At 70.9% G+C, this 19456-nt stretch carries 14 protein-coding genes and 2 tRNA genes; 3 read left to right on the forward strand and 13 right to left on the reverse strand.

Annotated elements, in window-relative coordinates; translation table 11 throughout:
- Window positions 1-29 precede the first annotated feature (29 nt).
- The 9 genes from OG966_RS19645 to OG966_RS19685 all read right to left on the reverse strand — a co-directional run bounded on the left by OG966_RS19645 (window position 30) and on the right by OG966_RS19685 (window position 10636).
- The gene (locus tag OG966_RS19645; RefSeq protein ID WP_326651012.1) at window positions 30-1535 is read right to left on the reverse strand and encodes an MFS transporter; all 1506 of its coding nucleotides are present in this window, start codon (window positions 1533-1535) and stop codon (window positions 30-32) included.
- A gap of 120 nt (window positions 1536-1655) precedes the next feature.
- Entirely contained in the window at window positions 1656-3971 is a 2316-nt protein-coding gene (locus OG966_RS19650) for an ArnT family glycosyltransferase (RefSeq protein WP_326651013.1), read from the reverse strand.
- The gene (locus OG966_RS19655; protein WP_326651014.1) at window positions 3968-5449 is read right to left on the reverse strand and encodes a bifunctional glycosyltransferase family 2/GtrA family protein; all 1482 of its coding nucleotides are present in this window, start codon (window positions 5447-5449) and stop codon (window positions 3968-3970) included. The genes OG966_RS19650 and OG966_RS19655 overlap by 4 nt, the downstream gene beginning before the upstream one ends.
- Before the next feature lie 25 nt (window positions 5450-5474).
- Window positions 5475-6992, reverse strand: a complete 1518-nt coding sequence (locus tag OG966_RS19660; protein WP_406731519.1) for a sensor histidine kinase — start codon at window positions 6990-6992, stop codon at window positions 5475-5477.
- Window positions 6985-7722: a response regulator transcription factor gene (locus OG966_RS19665; RefSeq protein WP_326651015.1), complete on the reverse strand. Its 738-nt coding sequence runs from the start codon at window positions 7720-7722 to the stop codon at window positions 6985-6987. Before OG966_RS19665 ends, OG966_RS19660 begins: the two co-directional genes overlap by 8 nt.
- A 66-nt stretch (window positions 7723-7788) precedes the next feature.
- Entirely contained in the window at window positions 7789-8712 is a 924-nt protein-coding gene (locus OG966_RS19670; protein ID WP_406731518.1) for an amidohydrolase family protein, read from the reverse strand.
- Between the two features lie 28 nt (window positions 8713-8740).
- The gene (locus OG966_RS19675) at window positions 8741-9076 is read right to left on the reverse strand and encodes an antibiotic biosynthesis monooxygenase family protein (protein ID WP_326651017.1); all 336 of its coding nucleotides are present in this window, start codon (window positions 9074-9076) and stop codon (window positions 8741-8743) included.
- Between the two features lie 108 nt (window positions 9077-9184).
- Window positions 9185-10054, reverse strand: coding sequence for a DUF2797 domain-containing protein (locus tag OG966_RS19680; protein WP_326651018.1), 870 nt, complete (start codon window positions 10052-10054; stop codon window positions 9185-9187).
- A gap of 174 nt (window positions 10055-10228) precedes the next feature.
- Entirely contained in the window at window positions 10229-10636 is a 408-nt protein-coding gene (locus OG966_RS19685; RefSeq protein ID WP_326651020.1) for a DUF3291 domain-containing protein, read from the reverse strand.
- A gap of 86 nt (window positions 10637-10722) precedes the next feature.
- Here OG966_RS19685 and OG966_RS19690 point away from each other — a divergent pair, with 86 nt between their 5' ends.
- A complete protein-coding gene (locus OG966_RS19690; protein ID WP_326651023.1) occupies window positions 10723-11355 on the forward strand; it encodes a MerR family transcriptional regulator in 633 nt (210 codons plus the stop codon).
- A 405-nt stretch (window positions 11356-11760) separates the two neighbouring features.
- Here the strand turns inward: OG966_RS19690 and OG966_RS19695 are convergent.
- Both OG966_RS19695 and OG966_RS19700 read right to left on the reverse strand, forming a co-directional pair.
- Window positions 11761-11833, reverse strand: a tRNA-Arg gene (locus OG966_RS19695).
- Window positions 11834-12017: 184 nt separating this feature from the next.
- Window positions 12018-12108: transfer RNA gene (locus OG966_RS19700), tRNA-Ser, on the reverse strand.
- Between the two features lie 281 nt (window positions 12109-12389).
- Between OG966_RS19700 and OG966_RS19705 the strand changes: the two genes are divergently transcribed.
- A complete protein-coding gene (locus OG966_RS19705) occupies window positions 12390-12818 on the forward strand; it encodes an SSI family serine proteinase inhibitor (protein ID WP_326651025.1) in 429 nt (142 codons plus the stop codon).
- Between the two features lie 170 nt (window positions 12819-12988).
- Window positions 12989-16843, forward strand: coding sequence for a PAS domain-containing protein (locus tag OG966_RS19710; protein WP_326651027.1), 3855 nt, complete (start codon window positions 12989-12991; stop codon window positions 16841-16843).
- Between the two features lie 80 nt (window positions 16844-16923).
- On the opposite strand, the gene OG966_RS19715 is transcribed toward OG966_RS19710, so the two are convergent.
- Window positions 16924-18570, reverse strand: a complete 1647-nt coding sequence (locus tag OG966_RS19715; RefSeq protein WP_326651029.1) for a long-chain fatty acid--CoA ligase — start codon at window positions 18568-18570, stop codon at window positions 16924-16926.
- Window positions 18571-18745: 175 nt separating this feature from the next.
- A complete protein-coding gene (locus tag OG966_RS19720) occupies window positions 18746-19300 on the reverse strand; it encodes a SigE family RNA polymerase sigma factor (protein WP_326651031.1) in 555 nt (184 codons plus the stop codon).
- Window positions 19301-19456: the final 156 nt, after the last annotated feature.

The raw sequence follows: 19456 nt of genomic DNA on the forward strand, positions 1-19456 counted from the left end.
GGAACGGGCCGGTCCGCCCGGCCCCGATGCTATGCCGCCGTCTTGGGTGAGTCTGCCCGCTCCGCCCGCCTCAGCAGCATCGCAGCCAGCAGACCGCCGGCCAGCACCGCCACCGCGCCGACCAGCTGGCTCGTCTCCAGGCCGGAGGCGAACGCGTCGGACATGCGACCACGTTCCGCGGGACTGTCCGCCGCGGCGAGCGCCGCGGGCAGCGATGCCGCCCCCACTGCCGTCGGCACGAGAGCGGTGAAGCGGGAATTCAGTACGGCGCCCAGGACGGCGACGCCGAGGCCGTTGCCGAACTCGGCGAGAGTGCCGTTCACACCCGCCCCCACCCCCGCCTTCTCCGGCGGAATCGCGCTCATGATCGCGTTTGCCATCGCCGGCATGGAGAGAGCGACACCCGCACCCATCACGATCAGCCCGAGCAGCATCCCGCCGTAGCCGTCGGCGCCGAGCACCGCGATCGTGGCGAGACCGGCTGCCACCAGGGTCATCCCGGCGGCGATGGTTCCCGGAGTGCCGGCCTTCGGCAGCAGCCGTGCCCCGACGCCCGTGAGATTGAGGGCGATGACGGTCAGCGCGAGTGGAGCCGTACGCAGACCTGCGTCCAGCGGCCCGTAACCAAGGACGAACTGCAGATGCTGGGTAAGCAGAAAGAGCGAACCGCCCATGCCGAAGGCCACGAGGATCGCGCCGGCGACCGCGCCGATGAAACGCCGGTTGCGGAAGAAGTGCATGTCAAGCATCGGATACGGGATCCGGAGCTCCCAGAGCACGAATGCTCCGATGACCAGTACGCCGACCGCGGCCGAGCCCATGACCGGTGCGGAGGTCCAGCCGTGCTCGGGGCCGGAAATGATCGCGTACACCACCGCGGTCATGCCGATCGTGGACAGCAGCGCGCCGAGCAGATCGGGGCGGTCGCCGTGCGGGTTCTTGGATTCCGGTACGAGTGCGACGACCGCGAACAGGCCGATCGCCGCGACCGGGATGTTGACCAGGAAGATCGCGCCCCACCAGAAGTGGTCGAGCATGACCCCGCCGATCAGTGGACCGGCCGCGAAGCCCAGGGAATTGACGGTGGACCAGAGGCCGATGGCCCTGACCCGCTCGGCGTCGTCGAAGATGCGGACGACGACGGCAAGGGTCGTGGTCATCAGCAGCGCACCGCCGACGCCCATGCCCGCGCGGGCGGCGATCAGCTGCGTCGCGGACTGGGCCAGCCCCGCCGCGAGCGAGCCGAGGCCGAACAGCGCGAGGCCCGCGACCAGCATCCTCTTCCGGCCGTAGCGGTCGGCGGCATTGCCCGCGGTGAGCAGCAGGCCGGACTGGACCAGCGAATAGGCGTTGATCATCCACTGGATGTCGGCGGTGGAGGCGTCGAGTTCCCGGGTGAGAGAGGGGATCGCGACGCTGAGGACGGTGTTGTCGAGCAGCACGGTGAGCTGGGCGAGGCAGATGACGCCGAGGATGAGCCAGCGCTGCGGGTGGCCCGTGGGGGCCGGTCGGGTCTCGGCAGTCGTTGCCGTCATACACGCTCCTTGTACGGTGTACGAGTTAAGTTCTCGTACACCGTACAAGGGATGCCTGTACGTCGTATAGGAGTGTTTTCTGTGCGTCAGGTCGTCCTGACGGCTGTCCCGTCCCGTCAGTTATGCCTTCCTGTCGGTCAGGTCGTAGAGGGTCGCGCCGCCCACGGTGACCTTGGTGAAGGTGGACTCGATCCAGGAGGTGATCCCGGAGCTGGAGTTGCCGCCGGGGCCGCCGCCCATGCGACCGCCGCTGCCGCTGCCGCTCGAGATGAAGTAGTGGATCTTCCCGTCGGCCACGTACTGCTTGAACTGGGCGAGGCTCGGGGAGGGGTCGCTTCCATTGAAGCCGCCGATCGCCATGACCGGCTTCTCGGTGGCGAGCTGGTAGCTGGCGGCGTTCTGCGAGCCGATGGCCGCGGCGGTCCATGTGTAGTCGTCGGCGTTCTGCTTCAGCTTGGCCTCGACGGCCGAGTTGACGTTCGCGCCGTTGAGGAGGCCACCCATCCCGCCGCCTCCGCCGCCGGCGCCGCGATCGCCCTGCCCGGGGAAGCCGCCGGGCAGCCCGCCCTGGCCCTGAGCTGGGCCCTGGCCCTGGCCCTGGCCCTGGCCCTGGCCCTGGCCCTGAGCCTGGCCTTGGCCCAGCTGACCCCCGGTCGGGGGCTGAGCCCCCGTACCGCCACCCGGACCACCCTGCTGAGGCCCGCCCTGAGCCTGCCCCTGCTGCCCCGGCGGCTGCATCCGGCCGCCGAATCCGCCCCCGACACCGCCGCCCCGAGGCCCGCCACCGCCTCCGGGACCACCCCGGCCACCCGCGACCGCCGGCCCCGCCGTCACGATCGAGCCCGCGTGGCCCTCGCTCACCGTGGTGAGGGAGTACGCGAGCGGGCCCGCCAGCGAGAGAACGAGCCCCAGTCCGGCCGCAACGAGGGCCGGCCGACGCCCCGTCCGCCCCGCGAGAAGCAGCCCCGTGGCCGCCGCCAGACCGCCGATCAGTACCGTCCAGCGCAGCCACGGCAGGTAGTCCGTGCTGCGCCCCAGCAGTGTGTACGACCAGTACGCCGTCACCGCGACCGTGCCGCCCAGCGCCGCCGAGCCGAGCAGTTTCGTCCGCTCCTCCCACAGCACCGTGGCGCCCATGCCGACGAGCGCGGCGATGTACGGCGCCAGCGCCACCGTGTAGTACTCGTGGAAGATCCCGGCCATGAAGCTGAAGATTCCCGCGGTCATCAGCAGCGAGCTGCCCCAGACCAGGAAGGCCGCGCGCGCCGTGTCCGTGCGCCCGGCCCGCCAGGTGACGACGATCCCCGCGACGAGCAGCAGCAGCGCCGCGGGCAGCAGCCAGGAGATCTGGCCGCCGATGCTGGAGCCGAACATCCGGTCGATCCCGGTTTCGCCCCAGCCACCGCCGCCAGGGCCGGCACCGCCTCCGCCGCCACCTCCGACGCTGCCGGTCTCGTCGCCGTTGATCCGGCCGAGGCCGTTGTAGCCGAAGGTCAGCTCCAGGAAGCTGTTGTTCTGGGAGCCGCCGATGTACGGACGCGACGCCGCCGGCCACAGTTCGACGATCGCCACCCACCAGCCGCCCGCGACGACCGTCGCCAGCCCGGCCAGGGCGAGTTGGCCCAGCCGTCGCCGTACAGTCGTCGGCGCGCACACGACGTACACCAGCGCCAGCGGCGGCAGGATCAGGAACGCCTGCAGCGTCTTCGTCAGGAACGCGAGGCCGACCGCGACGCCCGCCCAGACCAGCCAGCTGGTCCGCGCGTCCTCCAGCGCGCGCAGCACGCAGTACACGGTCACCGTCATCAGCAGCGCGAGCAGAGCGTCCGGGTTGTTGAAGCGGAACATCAGCGCGGCGATGGGCGTGAGCGCCAGCACCGCGCCCGCGATCAGCCCGGCGGCCGGCGTGAAACGACGTCGTACGGCGCCGTACACGACGCCCACCGTCGCGACGCCCATCAGCACCTCGGGCAGCAGGATCTGCCAGGAGCCGAGTCCGAAGAGCCGTACGGACAGGGCCATCGGCCACAGCGCCGCCGGAGGCTTGTCGACGGTGATGGAGTTCGCGGCATCGGACGATCCGAAGAAGAAGGCCTTCCAGCTTTCGCTGCCGGCCTGCACGGCCGCGGAGTAGAAGGAGTTGGCGTAGCCGGACGCGCTCAGGTTGTAGAGGTAGAGCAGCGCGGTGGCGAGGAGGATCGCGAGGAAGGCGGGGCGCACCCATGGGGCGTCCTCGGCCCGCCCCTGCCAGATCCGGGCCACGCGCCCGCCCACCCGGCGGTGCCCGCCGAGCCCCTGCCGGCCGGCGCCGGGCGGGGCCTGGACGGCGTCGGACGCGGGCCGGGCGGCGCCGGGCGCGAGCCCGGCCGCCTGCGGCAAGAGCCCCGGCGGGCTCCCCGGTGGCGGGTACGCGTGGCTGTCGTGCGACGTGGTCATCGTGCGTTCCTCTGGTCGTTGTCCTGCGGGACGACGCGCAACTGCGTCGTCACGTCCGAAGTGCGGTCCGCGGCTTCGCCGGCACGGAAGTCGGCTGCGTCGTACACGTGTTGCGACGGGTACGGGTGATGCTCCGGGTACGCGTGTTGCGACGGGTACGCGTGCTGCGCCGGGTACGGGTATGGGGACCGGTCGGTCACGGGCCAGGTCGTCGCGGATTCGCCCGCCGCGGCCGCGTCGCGCCGGTCCGGGAAGACCCACGCCCTGAAGAGCAGGAACCGCAGCACCGTCGCCGCCAGGTTCGCGGCGATCAGGACCGCGAGTTCGGTGCCGTGGGAGGGGCCTGTGGCGGCCGCGTCCAGGGCCGCCAGCGAGCCGCTGGTCAGCGCGAGCCCGATGCCGAACACGACCAGGCCCTGCGCCTGGTGGCGTACGGCGCGGTCCCGGCCGCGCACGCCGAAGGTGAGCCGGCGGTTCGCGGCCGTGTTCGCGACGGCCGAGACCAACAGCGCGCCCGCATTGGCGACTTGGGGCCCAACGCCCGCCCGGAAGAGCGAATACAGCAGCAGGTAGAGGAGCGTGGAGAGCGCGCCCACCACACAGAAACCGACCAGTTGCCGGGCCAGACCGCCCGGTACTCCGCTGAGTTGCCGGTCCCGGGGGTCGTCGCCGAAGGGCCGCGCCAGCCGGTCGAGCGGCAGCGCGCCTACCGCGAGCGCCCGCCCCACCCGCCACACGCCCCTGAGGTCTTCCGTCGCCGTGCTGACGATGTGCACCGTGGAGTCCGGGTCGTCGACCCAGTCCACCGGCACTTCATGAATACGCAGGCCGGCGCGCTCCGCCAGCACCAGCAGCTCCGTGTCGAAGAACCATCCGGTGTCCTCGACCATCGGCAGCAGACGCTCGGCGACCTCTCGCCGTATCGCCTTGAATCCGCACTGGGCGTCGGAGAACCGGGCCGCGAGGGACGACTTCAGGATCAGGTTGTAGGCGCGCGAGATGAACTCCCGCTTCGGGCCGCGCACCACCCGCGACGACCTCGCGAGACGCGATCCGATCGCCAGGTCCGAGTGCCCCGAGATCAGCGGCGCGACCAGCGGCAGCAGTGCGTTGAGGTCGGTCGACAGATCCACATCCATATAGGCGAGTACGGGAGCGTCGGAGTGCGACCACACGGTGCGCAGCGCGCGGCCCCGCCCCTTCTCCTCCAGCCGGTACGACCGCACCTCGGCGATCGCGGAGTCGAGCCACGCCGCCACCTCTGGCGTGCGGTCGGTGCTCGCGTTGTCGGCGATGGTGATCCGGAAGCCGTACGGGAAGGTCCGCGCGAGGTGGTCGTGCAGCCTCAGCACGCACCGCTCGAGGTCGGCCTCCTCGTTGTAGACCGGTATCACCACATCGAGTACGGGCAGATCGGCCGCGGCGGCGAGCAGATGCTCCCGGGCCGGCAGAGTCCCCCTTGGGGTGTCGGTTCGCATGGAACGACACTCGGCGGGCGCGCTGTCACATCTGTGTGATGCGCCTGTGCCCCGTCTGTGAGTCGTACACGGCGGGCAGTTCCACCGCGAAGACGGTGTGCCCGGGCCGGGACCACACCGTCACGTTGCCGCCGTGCGCGGTGACGACGGCCTGCACGATCGCCAGTCCGAGACCGGTGCTTCCGGCGTGCCGGGACCTGGACGCGTCACCGCGCGCGAACCTTTCGAAGATGTGCGGTTGCAGCTCGGACGGGATGCCGGGCCCGTCGTCCTCGATCTCCAGCACGACCTTCGGCCCGCCGACGCGCACCCGCGCGGTGACAGTGGTGCCGGGTGGCGTGTGGGTCCGGGCGTTCGCCAGCAGATTGACCAGCACCTGATGGAGCCGGGCACCGTCGCCGCGTACGGTCGCGGGCTCGACCGGCAACTCGAGCCGCCACTTGTGGTCCTGGCCCGCCGCCCGCGCATCGCTGAGGGCGTCCACGACCAGCGGGGAGAGATCAGTGCTCTGGTACGAGAGCGGGCGTCCGGCATCGAGCCGTGCGAGCAGCAGCAGGTCCTCCACCAGGCCCGTCATCCGGGTCGCCTCGGCCTCGATCCGCCCCAGTGCGTGCCGGGTGTCCGCGCCGACCTCCTCCCGTCCGCGCCGGGTCAGCTCGGCGTAGCCACGGATCGACGCCAGCGGCGTACGCAGCTCGTGGCTGGCGTCCGCGACGAACTGCCGCACCCGCGTCTCGCTCTCCTGCCGCACCGCGAGCGCCGAACCGACATGCCCCAGCATCCGGTTGAGCGCGGCGCCCACCTGCCCGACCTCGGTCCGAGGATCGGCCTCGGCGGCCGGGACCCGCTCGTGCAGGGCCACCTCACCGCTGTGCAGCGGCAGTTCGGAGACCCGGGTGGCGGTGGCGGCGACCCGCCGGAGCGGCCGCAGCGCGACCCCGACGAGGGCGGCCCCGGCGATCCCGGCGGCGATCAGTCCGGCGCCGGTGACACAGACCTCGACCACCACGAGGGTGCCGAGCTGGTCCTGAACATCGCTCGTGGGAAGCCCTACGAGGAAGGAACCCCGGCTCCCGGTGATGTACCTGACCCGGTAGTCGCCCCGGCCCGCCAGCTCCACGGTGTGCGAACTGCGGTCGCGCGGGACCTCCGCCAAGGACTCGGCCTGCGCCACGGTGAGCAGGCTCACCTGCGGCGCGAGCCCATCCGACGCCGGCTTGGTGCTGGCCACGCCCCGGCCGATGCTGCCGTCGTCGGCGACCAGGGCGCCGACGGTGCCCACCGGCATACCGCCGCCGTTGACGAAACCCAGCGGATCCTTGGAGAGCGTATCGATGGGCGGCCGCCCGCCGTCCATGTCCGGCGGGCCCGCGGCCCGGATCGCGACGTTGCGCAGCTGGATGTCCAACTGGCCGTACAGATAGGTGCGGTACGCGATTGTCGTGACCGTGCCGATCACCGCCGCCACCACCGCGATCAGCACCACCGCGGAGACCACCAGCCGAGTCCGCAGCGACCATCTGCGGCCCGTCAGGCTACTCACCGGGCTTGATCAGATATCCGGCACCGCGCCGGGTGTGGATCATCGGCGCCCGCCCCGCATCGATCTTCTTCCGCAGATACGAGACATACAGCTCGACCACATTGGCCTGGCCGCCGAAGTCGTAGGACCACACCCGGTCGAGGATCTGCGCCTTGCTCAGCACGCGCCGCGGATTGCGCATCAGAAAGCGCAGCAGCTCGAACTCGGTCGCCGTCAGATGGATCGAGTCCCCGCCGCGGCTGACCTCGTGGCTGTCCTCGTCGAGCGTCAGGTCGCCGACCGCCAGCATCGACTCGCTCCGTGCGGTCGCCGTGCCCGACCGCCGGATCAGCCCGCGCAGCCTGGCCACGACCTCCTCCAGCGAGAACGGCTTGGTGACATAGTCGTCGCCGCCTGCCGTGAGACCCGCGATCCGGTCCTCGACCGCGTCCCTGGCGGTAAGAAAGAGCACCGGTACCTCGGGCAGATCGCGGCGCAGCCGCCCCAGCACGGCCAGTCCGTCCATATCGGGCAGCATCACATCCAGCACCACCGCGTCGGGCCGGAAGTCGCGCGCCGTACGCACCGCGCCCGCGCCGTCGCCCGCACTGCGCACCTCCCACCCTTCGTAGCGCAGAGCCATCGACAGCAGCTCGCTCAACGCCGCCTCGTCGTCCACGACGAGTACGCGGACGGGGCTGCCGTCCGGCCTGAGCATTTCGGTACGCCCGTGGGGCGAGGTCGCGGTCATGCTCGTACCCTGCGACCCCGCCCTGAGAGGGTCCTTTCCGCTTCCTGTGAATTTCCTGAGAATGCGCTAGGAGTGCTGAAGGCCGAAAAGCCCGGCGCCGTTCTCGTAGCAGACCGCTCGCAGCCAGTCGTCCCCGAGCCCGAGGCCTTCGAGCGCGCGGAGCTGATGGACGTACGGATACGGGATGTTGGGGAAGTCCGTACCCAGCACGATCTTGTCGCCGAGGTCCGCGAGGCGCGCCTTCTCCCGCTCCGGGAAGGGCGCGAACCGCTCGCTGAAATCCGTGAAGGCCATCGTCGTGTCCAGTCGCACCTCGCCGTACCGCTCGGCGAGATCCAGGAAGTCCGTGTATTCCGGCATCCCCATGTGCGCGACCACCAGCCGCAGCCGCGGATGCCGCGCGAGCAGCCGGCCCACCGGCTCGGGCCCGGTGTGCTTTCCGGGCGCCGGACCGGAACCGCAGTGCATCACCACCGGGACCCCGGCCTCGGCGAGCAGCCCCCAGACGGGATCGAGCAGCTCGTCATTGGGGTCGTACGCGCCGACTTGGAGATGCGACTTGAAGATCCGCGCGCCGGTCTCGACCGCCTCTCGTACGTAGCGCTCGACGCCGTCCTCCGGGAAGAGGGTCGCCGTATGCACACAGTCCGGTGTGCGCGCCGCGAACTCCGCCGCCCAGCCGTTGAGCCAGGCGGCCATTCCGGCTTTGTGCGGATAGAGCATCGAGGTGAAGGACCGCACCCCGAACTCCCGCAGCAGAGCGACCCGTCGCTCTTCCTCGTGCCGGTAGGTGATCGGCCACTCCAGGCCGGTCAGCGGCCCGGCGGCGTCGAAGTAGGCCCACACCTTCTTGAGGACCTGCTCCGGCATGAAGTGCGTGTGCACGTCGACGAGCCCGGGCAGCCGGAGCCGCTCCCAGAACTTCCGCACATCCGCCGTCTCATGGTCGTTCGGCCCCTCGGCCAGGCTCTCGATCCGGCCCTCGGTCAAGCCATCCGTCCGACCGTCGATCCGGCGCTCAGTCCCGCTCAAAGCAGTAACTCCGCTCCACCTTGCCCACATGGACGCTGTAGCTCTCGTACCACTCGGCCCGTCCGCGCTTCTGCGCGGCCTGGTGCTCCAGATTCCGCTGCCAGGTGGCGATGGCTTCCTCGTCCCTGAAGTACCCGACGGTGATCCCGAGCCCACCGGGCGTCCGCGCCGACTCGTACCCGAGGAACCCAGGTACCCCTTCCACCAGTTTCTTCATGCGCTCGGCGGTCTCGCCGTACCCCTCGGGCCGCTCCGTCTGAACGGAGGTGAAAACCACGGTGTAGTACGGCGGATCATGTGCCGCGACAGGTTTGATGCTCATGACACTCACCTTCCGTTCCCGGTCGGGGAGGTGTCCAGAGCCATTGCCCGAAGGGATCCCTGAGGGATCCAACTTTTGACCTTCGGGTCGGACGAACCGGCGGAGCCGTCAGAAGAGCCCGTCCTGCACGGCGCCGGGACCGGCCATGTCGACGAGGGGCACCGTCACCCCGGCATCGCTGTCGGCACCGATCAAGCCCCATCCGGTCATCAGCCGCGTATCGACCACCACCAGCCCCTCCCCCGCCGTCCGCAGATGCAGATCAGGCCCGGCGGCCGCCACCAGCAACCCCGCGACCACCCCGCCGTCCACCAGCTCGCGCACCACCCCGGTCGCGGCCGACAGCCCATCGAGCCCGAACACCTCGGCGTGATCGACCGCCTCGAAGTCCATCCGCTCCAGCGACTCCGCCCACCCCTCAAGGCCGACCGCGCGCCGGTGCAGCTCTTCGATCTCCGCCGCCCGCTCGACCGCGGCCGGCAGCGCGGCCCGTACCGCCCGCTTGGCCGCGTACGGAATCCGGTCCGGCACGCCGAGCGCCGTGCGCAGCAGCTCCTCGGTCCGCCGGGCCGCCATCAGCGGTCCGCGCCCCAGCCAGCTGAAGACCACGGCCCCCTGCTCCAGCAGCCGCGCCGCGCCGCGCTCCTCGGCGGTGATCCCGACCTTGACCATGCCGGGTCCGAACCACGCGAGATACACGCGGTACGTCCGCGGGTCGTCGGCGATCGTGTCGGCGGCCACCGAGTGCGCCCGGTCCAGCCGCGCGCACTCCGCACACCGCGCCTGCGTCGCCCGCCCGGAGACAACGGTCCGCGTGGGACAGGGATTCCCCCGCGCTCCGACACACCGCCGCTGCCCCTCGGCCCGGAAGCCCAGCTCTTTCCCGGCGGTCAGCGGACTGATCCGCCCGCCCTCCCACTCGAGCACGGGCATCCGCGTCCCGCGCGGCCAGCCGAGCCCCGCACACCGCCACGCCATACGCACACCTCCGGACAATTACGCGGACGCTACCGGAGCGTACGGACCGCGGCCGTGGTTACCTCGACCACCACCCGCAATGGGCTGAACAACTGTTCAGTTGTGGCTGGAACGCGCCGCCGGGGTCATGACGAACCAGGACGAGCCCGAACAAGCCGGAACGGGCACCCGTCGTCAGGCTCCGCCGTCGGTCCGCGCCTGCTCCGCGATACGCCGCTTGGCCTCGTCCCAACCGATCGGCAGCTGCTCCACCGGGACTTCCCAGAATGTGAAGGTCGAGTCGCGCATGGTCGCGCGCAACCCGGTCATGATCCCGCGATGCGGTTCGGTCCTCGCGTACGCATAGAGGGCGTCCCGGCTCTCCCACGCGGACAGCGTGAAGAAGACGCGCTTCGCCGGCTGGGCGATGAGGGATGCGCCAAAGGCTCCCGGCGCGGACCGCACCTGCCGCCAGGCGGCGAGCGACTTCCAGAAGAAACGCGGTACGTCCGCGAAGGAGCGCACCTCGAAGCGGGAGGCCATGACAAACGCCTGAGCGCCTGGCGGAACGGGGTTCGGGGTGACCCAGGGGAGCGTGGGCATCGCACTTCTCGCCTTCATGGATAGGCAGTGACACTATCCATATTAGAGAGTGACACTCTCCAATGGCCAGACGAGAGTGAGAACAGATGCGAATTTCCGAGCTGAGCCGCCGCAGCGGGGTGCCGATCACGACGATCAAGCACTACCTCCGGGAGGGACTGCTGCCTCCCGGACGGGCGACAGCCGCGACCCAGGCCGAGTACGAGGAGTCGCACATTCGCCGCCTCCGGCTGATCCGCGCCCTCATCGGAGTACGAGGGCTGTCGGTCAACGCCACCAGGGAGCTGCTGACCGCCGTGTCCGAGCATGAAGCCGACACCCACCAGGTGCTCGGCCTCGTCCTCGGCGCCAGGCCGGTCACCGGGACGGAGCCCGGGACCGGGAAGGAGGACGACCGGCCCGGCAGCGCGGACGCGGATGCGCTGCTGACGGAAATGGGCTGGCAGGTCTCGGCACACGCCCCGGCCAAGGGCGTCATCGCCGACACCCTGGAAACCTTGCGATCACTCGGGGTCGACTACGACTGGCGGTCCCTTGTGCCCTACGCGACTCTCGCCGAGCGCACCGCCGCCCACGATCTCGACCAACTGGACGACACCACCGACCCCCTGGAACGGGCCGAACGAGCCCTGCTGCTGACCGTGTTGCTGGAGCCCGCCCTCCTGGCGCTGCGACGCCTCGCACAGGAGGACGAGTCGGCCAAAAGGTACGGCGGCTGACGACGGGCCCCGCGGCGGCTGTTGCCGGTCCGCCGGCGCCGTCGGAGCGATGACCAAAGACCGTAGGCCCCGTCGATTTCCCGACGGGACGCCGATGTCAGGGCTTGATGCCGGCCGGTCCGACCGGGCGAACCGGTGACTCTCCGCTCACCAGGGGGAATCCGGGCCGGCCGGGTCTGATCACCGGGTCCTGATCACCAGGCGAGCGGGTGCCCCCGGCTCCCGAGGAGCCCGCCACCGCACGTTCGATCCAGCGGCAGACCACGTCCACCACATAGGCGGACTCCGCACTGCTCAGTTGCCGCCCCTTGGGGACGCCGGGTCAGGTCCCGCCGCGGGGACGTCAATGTCACCCGCTCATGGCAGAAGCCCCTCGGGATGATCCCGAGGGGCTTCTGAACTGTGTGCACTCGGCAGGATTCGAACCTGCAACCTTCTGATCCGTAGTCAGATGCTCTATCCGTTAAGCTACGAGTGCTCGGCGTCCCGGGCTTTTCTGCCTGGTCGGCGTTGCGGGAACAACATTACATGACCCGCGCCGTCAGGTGAAATCCGTTAACCGCACCCATGCTGACCTGCGAAAACACCGCAGAAACGGCTAGGGAACAGCTGCTGGAACGACCGAAGCCCCGGCCATAGGACGGGGCTTCGGTGATCAACTGCGGAGGCGGAGGGATTTGAACCCTCGATGGGCTTTAAGACCCAAACCGCATTAGCAGTGCGGCGCCATAGACCGGACTAGGCGACGCCTCCAGCACACCCGCGCGGGCGCGAGTGGTGCGTGCAGATGATGACACAGCCCGGTGGGGTGTCACCAATCGCTGCCCACGGTACTAGGGACGCGGGCCACAGGGCAAAGTCCGGCCGGCCCGACAGCGCGGCGGGTCCGCCGGTGCGGCCGGTGCGGCCGGTCCGGGAGACGTCGCCCGAACAGCGCAGTCCGGTTGCGCAACGCCCGGACGCAGCGAGCGTTAGAGAGTGCGGGGCCTCTCGGCCCCGGCCGGAACCGTGCCTCTCCAGCTCCAGGAGCTCCCATGCTGCGCCACCTCGTCCTCACCGCAACCGCGTCACTCGCCGTGCTTGGCGCCGCCATCCCCGCCGCCGGCGCGGCGCCCCTTCCCCTGCTGACGGCTCCGGACCAGCTCACCGTGATCGTCTCCGAGACCGGGAACACGCGGACCGACGGACGGTACGAGCTGGAGTGCGGGCCCGCCGGCGGGACACACCCCTCGGCTCAGGCCGCCTGCGACCGGCTGGACCAGCTGGGGCGGGAGGGGCAGGATCCCTTCGCGCCGGTGCCCGCGGACCAGATGTGCACCGAGCAGATGGGCGGGCCGGCCACGGCACGCATTACCGGAACCTGGCAGGGGCGGTCCGTCGACGCCACCTTCAGCCGGGCCAACGGCTGCGAAATCTCGCGCTGGCAGACGATGGAACCAGTACTGCCGAACACCAGGTCATAGACCCGAGGCGTGCGCCCTGTGCACATAACCTTGGTGAGAGCTCCCCCTCATCCGCCGTCGCGCCCGCATCCTCTGCCTTTAGACTCCCTCCAGTGACAGGCTGAAGTCCGAGGAGCAAGATGGGACAGGCCCGTCCGCAATATGCAGTAAGTCAGGGAGGAAGCGTCGTCGTGAGCAGCAGGCCATCCCGAGGCGCTGCTCGCCTCGCAGCCATACTCGACGCCCTTCCTGATGGGCTCGTGCTCGTCAACTGCAATGGCACCGTCGTCAATGCCAACACCATCGCCCTCGAACTCTTCGAGACCCCCGGCACCGCCCTCGTCGGACGCGGCCTGCTCGATCTGCTGCCCTCCTTCGACTCCCGGCTGATTCCCGGCTCCATGCGCCGGCCCGAGGCCGCGGACGAGCGGGGCCGCACCAAGCCGGCCCGGATGGTCGCGCGGCGCACGGACGGCAGTGAGTTCCCGGTCGAGGTGACCAGCGCGAGCCTTGAGGACGGGCAGGATGCCTATGCCTCGTCCGCCGGATACACCGGCGACGAGCTGCTGATGCTCGTCGTGCGGGACCTGTCGGGCACCGTGGACACCGAAGCGGAGCTGGCGCGTTCGCAGCGCCAGACCGAGATGATCCTGCGGGCGGCGTCCGAGGGCGTCGTCGGTACGGACACCGACGGGCGGGTCGTCCTGGTCAATCCGGCCGCCGCGCAGATCCTCGGGTTCCGGGCGAGCGACCTAGGCGGCCAGGAGCTTCACCCGCTGATCCTGCACTCGCGCGCGGACGGCGAGCCGTTCACCTACGAGGAATCGCCGCTCGCGGACACGCTCAAGTCCGGCCGCAAGCATCGGGTGCGCGGGCAGGTGCTGTGGGCGAAGAACGGCTCGAAGGTGGCTGTCGATCTGACGACCGCGCCGGTACGGGACGGGGACCAGCTCGTCGGCGCGGTGATGACCTTCACCGACCGGCGTCCGTACGAGGAGCTGGAACAGCAGCACGCGGCGGAACTCGCGGAGACAACCGAACGGTTCACGGACGAGATCGCGGAGACCACCGAGCGGCTCACGGCCGAGCTGGCGGACAAGTCGGAGCGGTACGCCGCCGAGATCGAGGGGCGCGCCGAGCGGTACGAGGAGCTGGCCGCCCGGCATGCCCAGCTGACCGCCGTGCTCGGCGAGTCGCTGCGCGGGCCGCTGGAGGAACTGCGCGCCGAACTGGGCACGCTGGCCGCCGACCCGGCCGGGCAGCTGTGGCCCGAGGCGAACCAGATCCTGCACCATCTTGCTGCCGGTTATGCCCGGATGACGACGCTTGTCGACAATGTGCTCGGCTATCAGCGGCTCGACACGGGCGCGGAAGAGCTGAACAAGGCGAACGTGCTGCTCGACGCGGTGGTCGCGGCCGGGGTGGAGGGCGCGATCGATCTGATCGGGCCCGGACGGGCGCAGTTCGCGGTGCACGCGCCGCGGATAGAGGCCGAGGTGGACGGAGCCCGGCTGGCGACAGCCCTCGCGCATCTGGTCGCGGACGTGGCCGGGGTCGACTCGACCGGCAAGGCCCGGGTGGTTCCGGGCGGCGGGTACGTGGACTCGACGGTCGTGGTGGCGGCGGCGCAGCGCGGTGAGGTCGTACGGATCGAGGTGCGGGGGCCGTTCGCCGGGGGAGACCCGGTGCACGAGCCGATCGTGCGCGGGATCGTACGGGCGCACGGAGGCGTGCTGCAGACGCACGAGGTGCCGGGCATGAGCGGCAGCGCGTACGTCCTGGAGGTGCCGCTCGGCGAGGGCGCGGGGACCGTGACGGCGCCGCAGGAGGCGGGTCCGGAGGCCGGTGCGCTCGCGCTGCCGGAGCAGCCGACGGGATCCGCGCCGGGTACGTCCGGCGGGGGCGGGCGACGGCGAGCGCGGCGAGCCTCTACGGACGCGTTCCTGGAGAGCCCCGTGGCCATGGAGGACCCCGTGGCGGCGCAGCCGACCGGGCGTCGCCGGGGCCATGCGGAGGAGCCTCAGCAGGAACTGATCCCGGCCCAGGATTCGGGTTCGCGTTCGAGTCCCGGTCCCGGGAGTGGCTCAGGGAACGGCTCGGGCAGTGGTGGAACCGGGCGGCGGCGTGGGCGGCCGAGCCCGGCCGAACAGACCGCGACGCCTGCCGCGGTTGCCGCGGGGACCCTTGAGCCGGCCGCGGGTTCGGTGGTGACGGCCGCGGAGGGCGCGGCGTCGACCGGACGCGCGGCGCTCGGCCAGACGGTGCCGCCGCAGGGCGTGCCCGTCGACGCACAGGGTTCGGGCCCGTCGGGGCGGCGCGCGCGGCGTGGTGGCGAGAGCGGGCTGCCCGAGCTGTCTGCCGCACCGGCTGCCGCTTCCGCCGCTCCGGCCGAAGCACGGCCGGCCGGGCGGCGGGCCAGGCGGGCACTGGCGGCCGCTCCGGCCGAGGTGGAGAACGGCCGCAGCGCGTTCGCTCTCCCGCCGGCCGAGGCGGACCGGGTCCAGCCGGTTCAGCCGACGGCCGGTGAGGCGGATGCCTCGCTGCCGGGCCGGCACGATGCCGTGCGCACCGAGCCGGGCACCGACCACCACACACCGCCGCAGCAGCACCCCGAACCGACCGGCCGCCGTCGGGCCCGCACGGAGGAGGCTCAGCAGCTGCCGGCCCGGGCGTCCGAAGGCCTTCAGGCCCCCGGACCGGCCGGGCAGATGCCCGCCGCCGCGCAGCCGGAATGGGCGGAGAACGGCTCATCGGGCACCGGCCTCGCCGCGATCACCTCGGGCGGTCGGCAGACGACCGCCGCCGCCGACTCGATCGGTCAGCACTCGGCCGCGGACGACGAAGCCGCTGTGGAGAGCGTGAAGGAGACCGTCCAGGACACCGGTTCCGTATCCCTGCCGCTGCCACTGCCTGCCGAAGCGCCTGCGCCGCCGGTTCCCGCGCGCGCCGCGCAGCCCCTGCCCGCCGAGGCCCCGGTCTCGGCCGACTCGACGCAGGGCCGTGCGTTCAGCGTGCGCACGCTCGGTCAGGGCGTGCCGTTCTCGCAGCAGATCGCTCAGCAGCAGAACCAGACGCTCGGCGCCGGCCGCCGCCGCAAGCTGGCCACGCCGCCGGACGGTGAGCGGCCCGAACCCGCCGCGCGTCCGCATCCGCAGGCTCCCGCGCAGAACGGGTCGCGGCTGCCCACCGCGCAGGCCGAAGGCCGGGCATACGCGATCGGCGCGCCCGACGAGGGCGCGGAGGGCCCCGAGCCGCTGGACGGCCCGGGTGGCGCGATCGAGGTGGCCAACCGGCCCCAGCCGCAGCCCGTCGACGACGAACTGCCCCCGGAGCCGCTGGACAACCCGCGCCGGCTGCTGGTCTGGCCCGCGCCCGACGTCTCCACGCAGCAGGCGTTGAGCGACCGCGGCTACCGCCCGGTGGTCGTGCATTCGCGCGAGGAGGTCGACGCGCAGATCGCGGCCTTCCCGGCGGCGCTCTTCGTCGACCCGCTGACCGGACCGATCACGCGGACCGCGCTCCAGTCCCTGCGCCAGGCCGCGGTGGCCGCGGAGGTGCCGGTGCTCGTGACGGCGGGCCTCGGGCAGGCGACGCGGGAGGCCGCGTACGGCGCGGATCCTGCCGTACTGCTCAAGGCGCTGGCTCCGCGCGACAGCGAACAGCACCCCTCGCGCGTGCTGTTGATCGAGGAGCACGAGGAGATCGCGCTCGCGCTGACGGCCACGCTGGAGCGGCGCGGCATGCAGGTCGCCCGGGCGGGCGCGGACACGGACGCGGTCACGCTCGCATCCCAGATGCGGCCGAACCTGGTGGTGATGGACCTGATGCAGGTACGCCGTCGGCGTGCGGGGATCATCGACTGGCTGCGCGCGAACGGCCGGCTGAACCGCACCCCGCTGGTCGTCTACACCTCGGCGGGCCTCGACCAGGCGGAACTGCCACGACTCTCGTCGGGCGAGACAGTGCTCTTCCTCGCGGAACGCTCCACGAGCAGCGAGGTCCAGGCCCGCATCGTGGATCTGCTGGCAAAAATCGGCACGAACTGAAAGAAATCCCGCCAGCAGGCATCAAGTGAAGCGAAAGGGCGGCAGTCATGACTGCCGCCCCTTTTGCGCTCTTCGATCGGCTAGAGCTGGGTGACGTCCAGCTCGCCGTCCGCGTACTGCCTGCGGATCACCTTCTTGTCGAACTTGCCGACGCTCGTCTTCGGCACCGCGGGCACGGTCGCCCAGCGCTCCGGCAGCTGCCACTTGGCAAGCTTCTCGGCAAGGAAGGCCTTCAGCGTCCCGTAGTCGGCGCTCGAGCCCTCCTTCAGCACCACCGTCGCCAGCGGCCGCTCACCCCACTTGTCGTCCGGGACCGCGACAACCGCGGCCTCCGCGACCTCCGGGTGTGCCATCAGCGCGTTCTCGAGCTCGACGCTCGAGATCCACTCGCCGCCGGACTTGATGACGTCCTTCGCACGGTCGGTCAGTGTCAGGAAGCCGTCGGGGCTGATGACGCCGACATCGCCGGTCTTCAGCCAGCCGTCCTCGCTGAACTTGTCCTCGGGCTTGAAGTCGTCACCGCCCGCGCCGCCGTAGTACGCGCCCGCGATCCAGGTCCCGCGCACCTCCAGCTCACCGGCCGACTGCCCGTCCCATGGCAGGAACTCGCCGCCGGGGCCGACCAGCCTGGCCTCGACGCCCGCCGGGAATCGGCCCTGGGTGATGCGGTACGGCCACTCCTCCTCCGCGCTCAGACCCGCCGGCGGGTGGGCCATCGTGCCGAGCGGGGAGGTCTCCGTCATGCCCCAGGCGTGGCAGACCCGCACACCGAGCTTGTCGTACGCCTCCATCAGCGCCGGCGGGCAGGCCGAGCCGCCGATGGTGACCTGCTTCATGGAGCTCAGGTCCCGGGGGTTCGCGGTGACTTCGGCCAGCAGGCCCTGCCAGATGGTGGGGACGGCCGCGGCGTGCGAGGGCTTCTCGCGCTCGATCATCTCGGCGAGCGGCGCGGGCTGCAGGAAGCGGTCGGGCATCAGCATGTTGATGCCGGTCATGAACGTGGCGTGCGGCAGGCCCCATGCGTTGACATGGAACTGCGGGACCACCACGAGCGTCGTGTCACGATCGGTCAGCCCCATCGACTCGGTCATGTTGACCTGCATGGAGTGCAGATACAGGGAGCGGTGGGAGTAGACGACGCCCTTGGGGTCGCCGGTGGTGCCCGAGGTGTAACACATGGCGGCCGCGGCGCGCTCGTCCAGCTCCGGCCAGTCGAAGGTGGTCGGCCGGCCGGCGATCAGTTCCTCGTACTCGTGCACCTGCGCCGATGTGCCGGCGAGCAGGGCGCGGTCGCCGGGTCCGGTTACAACGATGTGCTCGATCGTCGGCATCTGCGGCAGCAGCGGCGCGAGCAGCGGCAGCAGCGAGCCGTTGACGATGACCGCGCGGTCGGCGGCGTGATTGACGACCCACACCAGCTGCTCCGCGGGCAGGCGGAGGTTGAGGGTGTGCAGCACGGCGCCCATGGAGGGAATCGCGAAGTACGCCTCGACGTGCTCGGCGTTGTTCCACATGAGCGTCGCGACGCGCTGGTCGCCTACGATTCCGAGTCCGTCACGCAGGGCATTGGCCAGTCGGGTCGCCCGCTCGCCAATCTCCGCGAAACTGCGGCGCTGCGGCTCGGCCTCCCCCGTCCAGGTGGTGACCTGCGACTTTCCATGGATCGTCATCCCATGCTGAAGGATGCGGGTCACAGTCAGCGGTACGTCCTGCATGGTGCTCAGCACGGCGTCCTCCCGATGGGCGCTTGCGCTACGTGGCAGTAAGGGCTGTGCAGATTCTGCTCACATACCGCGCGGTATGTCACTACCCAGGGGTAAGGAATCGCGACACATGACCAGCTCACGTCGGCACGCGGGCAGCGCACGACCGGCGTGGAGGCAGGGTGGGGGCGGGGTGGCGTCAGCGGACGGGCAGCAGCTCCGGGTCCTCGCGGAGCTTGCCGAGCGCCCGCGACACCGCGCTCTTGACCGTGCCGACCGACACTCCGAGCACCTCGGCCGTCTGGGCCTCACTGAGATCCTCGTAGTACCGCAGCACAACCATCGCGCGCTGCCGGTCCGGCAGCTTCATCACGGCACGCCACATCGCGTCGTGCAGCGCCTGCTGCTCGGCGGGATCGGGCGTGGGTACGGTCTCCGGCTCGGGCAGCTCGTCGCAGGCGAACTCGTCGATCTTGCGCTTGCGCCACTGCGAAGTTCGGGTGTTGACCAGGGCACGGCGGACATAGCCGTCGAGCGCCCGGTGGTCCTCGATCCGCTCCCACGCGACATACGTCTTGGCGAGCGCGGTCTGCAGCAGGTCCTCGGCGTCGCTCGGATTCGCGGTGAGCGAGCGGGCGGTACGCAGCAGTACGGGCCCCCGCGCCCGTACGTACGACGAAAACGATGAGTAGGGCGCATACGACGGCACCGGCGCGGCGGCCCTCGAAGCGCTTGTGCAGACTGGCGTGGTCATAGGTCCACGCTAGGAGCGGGCACTACCGTCGCGGATCGGCCGCAGGTCCCGAAGCGGTGTCCGCCTCAGGTTGTACTGCTGGTGGTGCCCTCACCTCCTGAAGGTGGAGGGGACCCTCAGGGATGGCATTCGGGCTAGGGGAGCTTCCGCCATATT

The sequence above is a fragment of the Streptomyces sp. NBC_01750 genome (assembly GCF_035918095.1).
GTDB lineage: Bacteria > Actinomycetota > Actinomycetes > Streptomycetales > Streptomycetaceae > Streptomyces.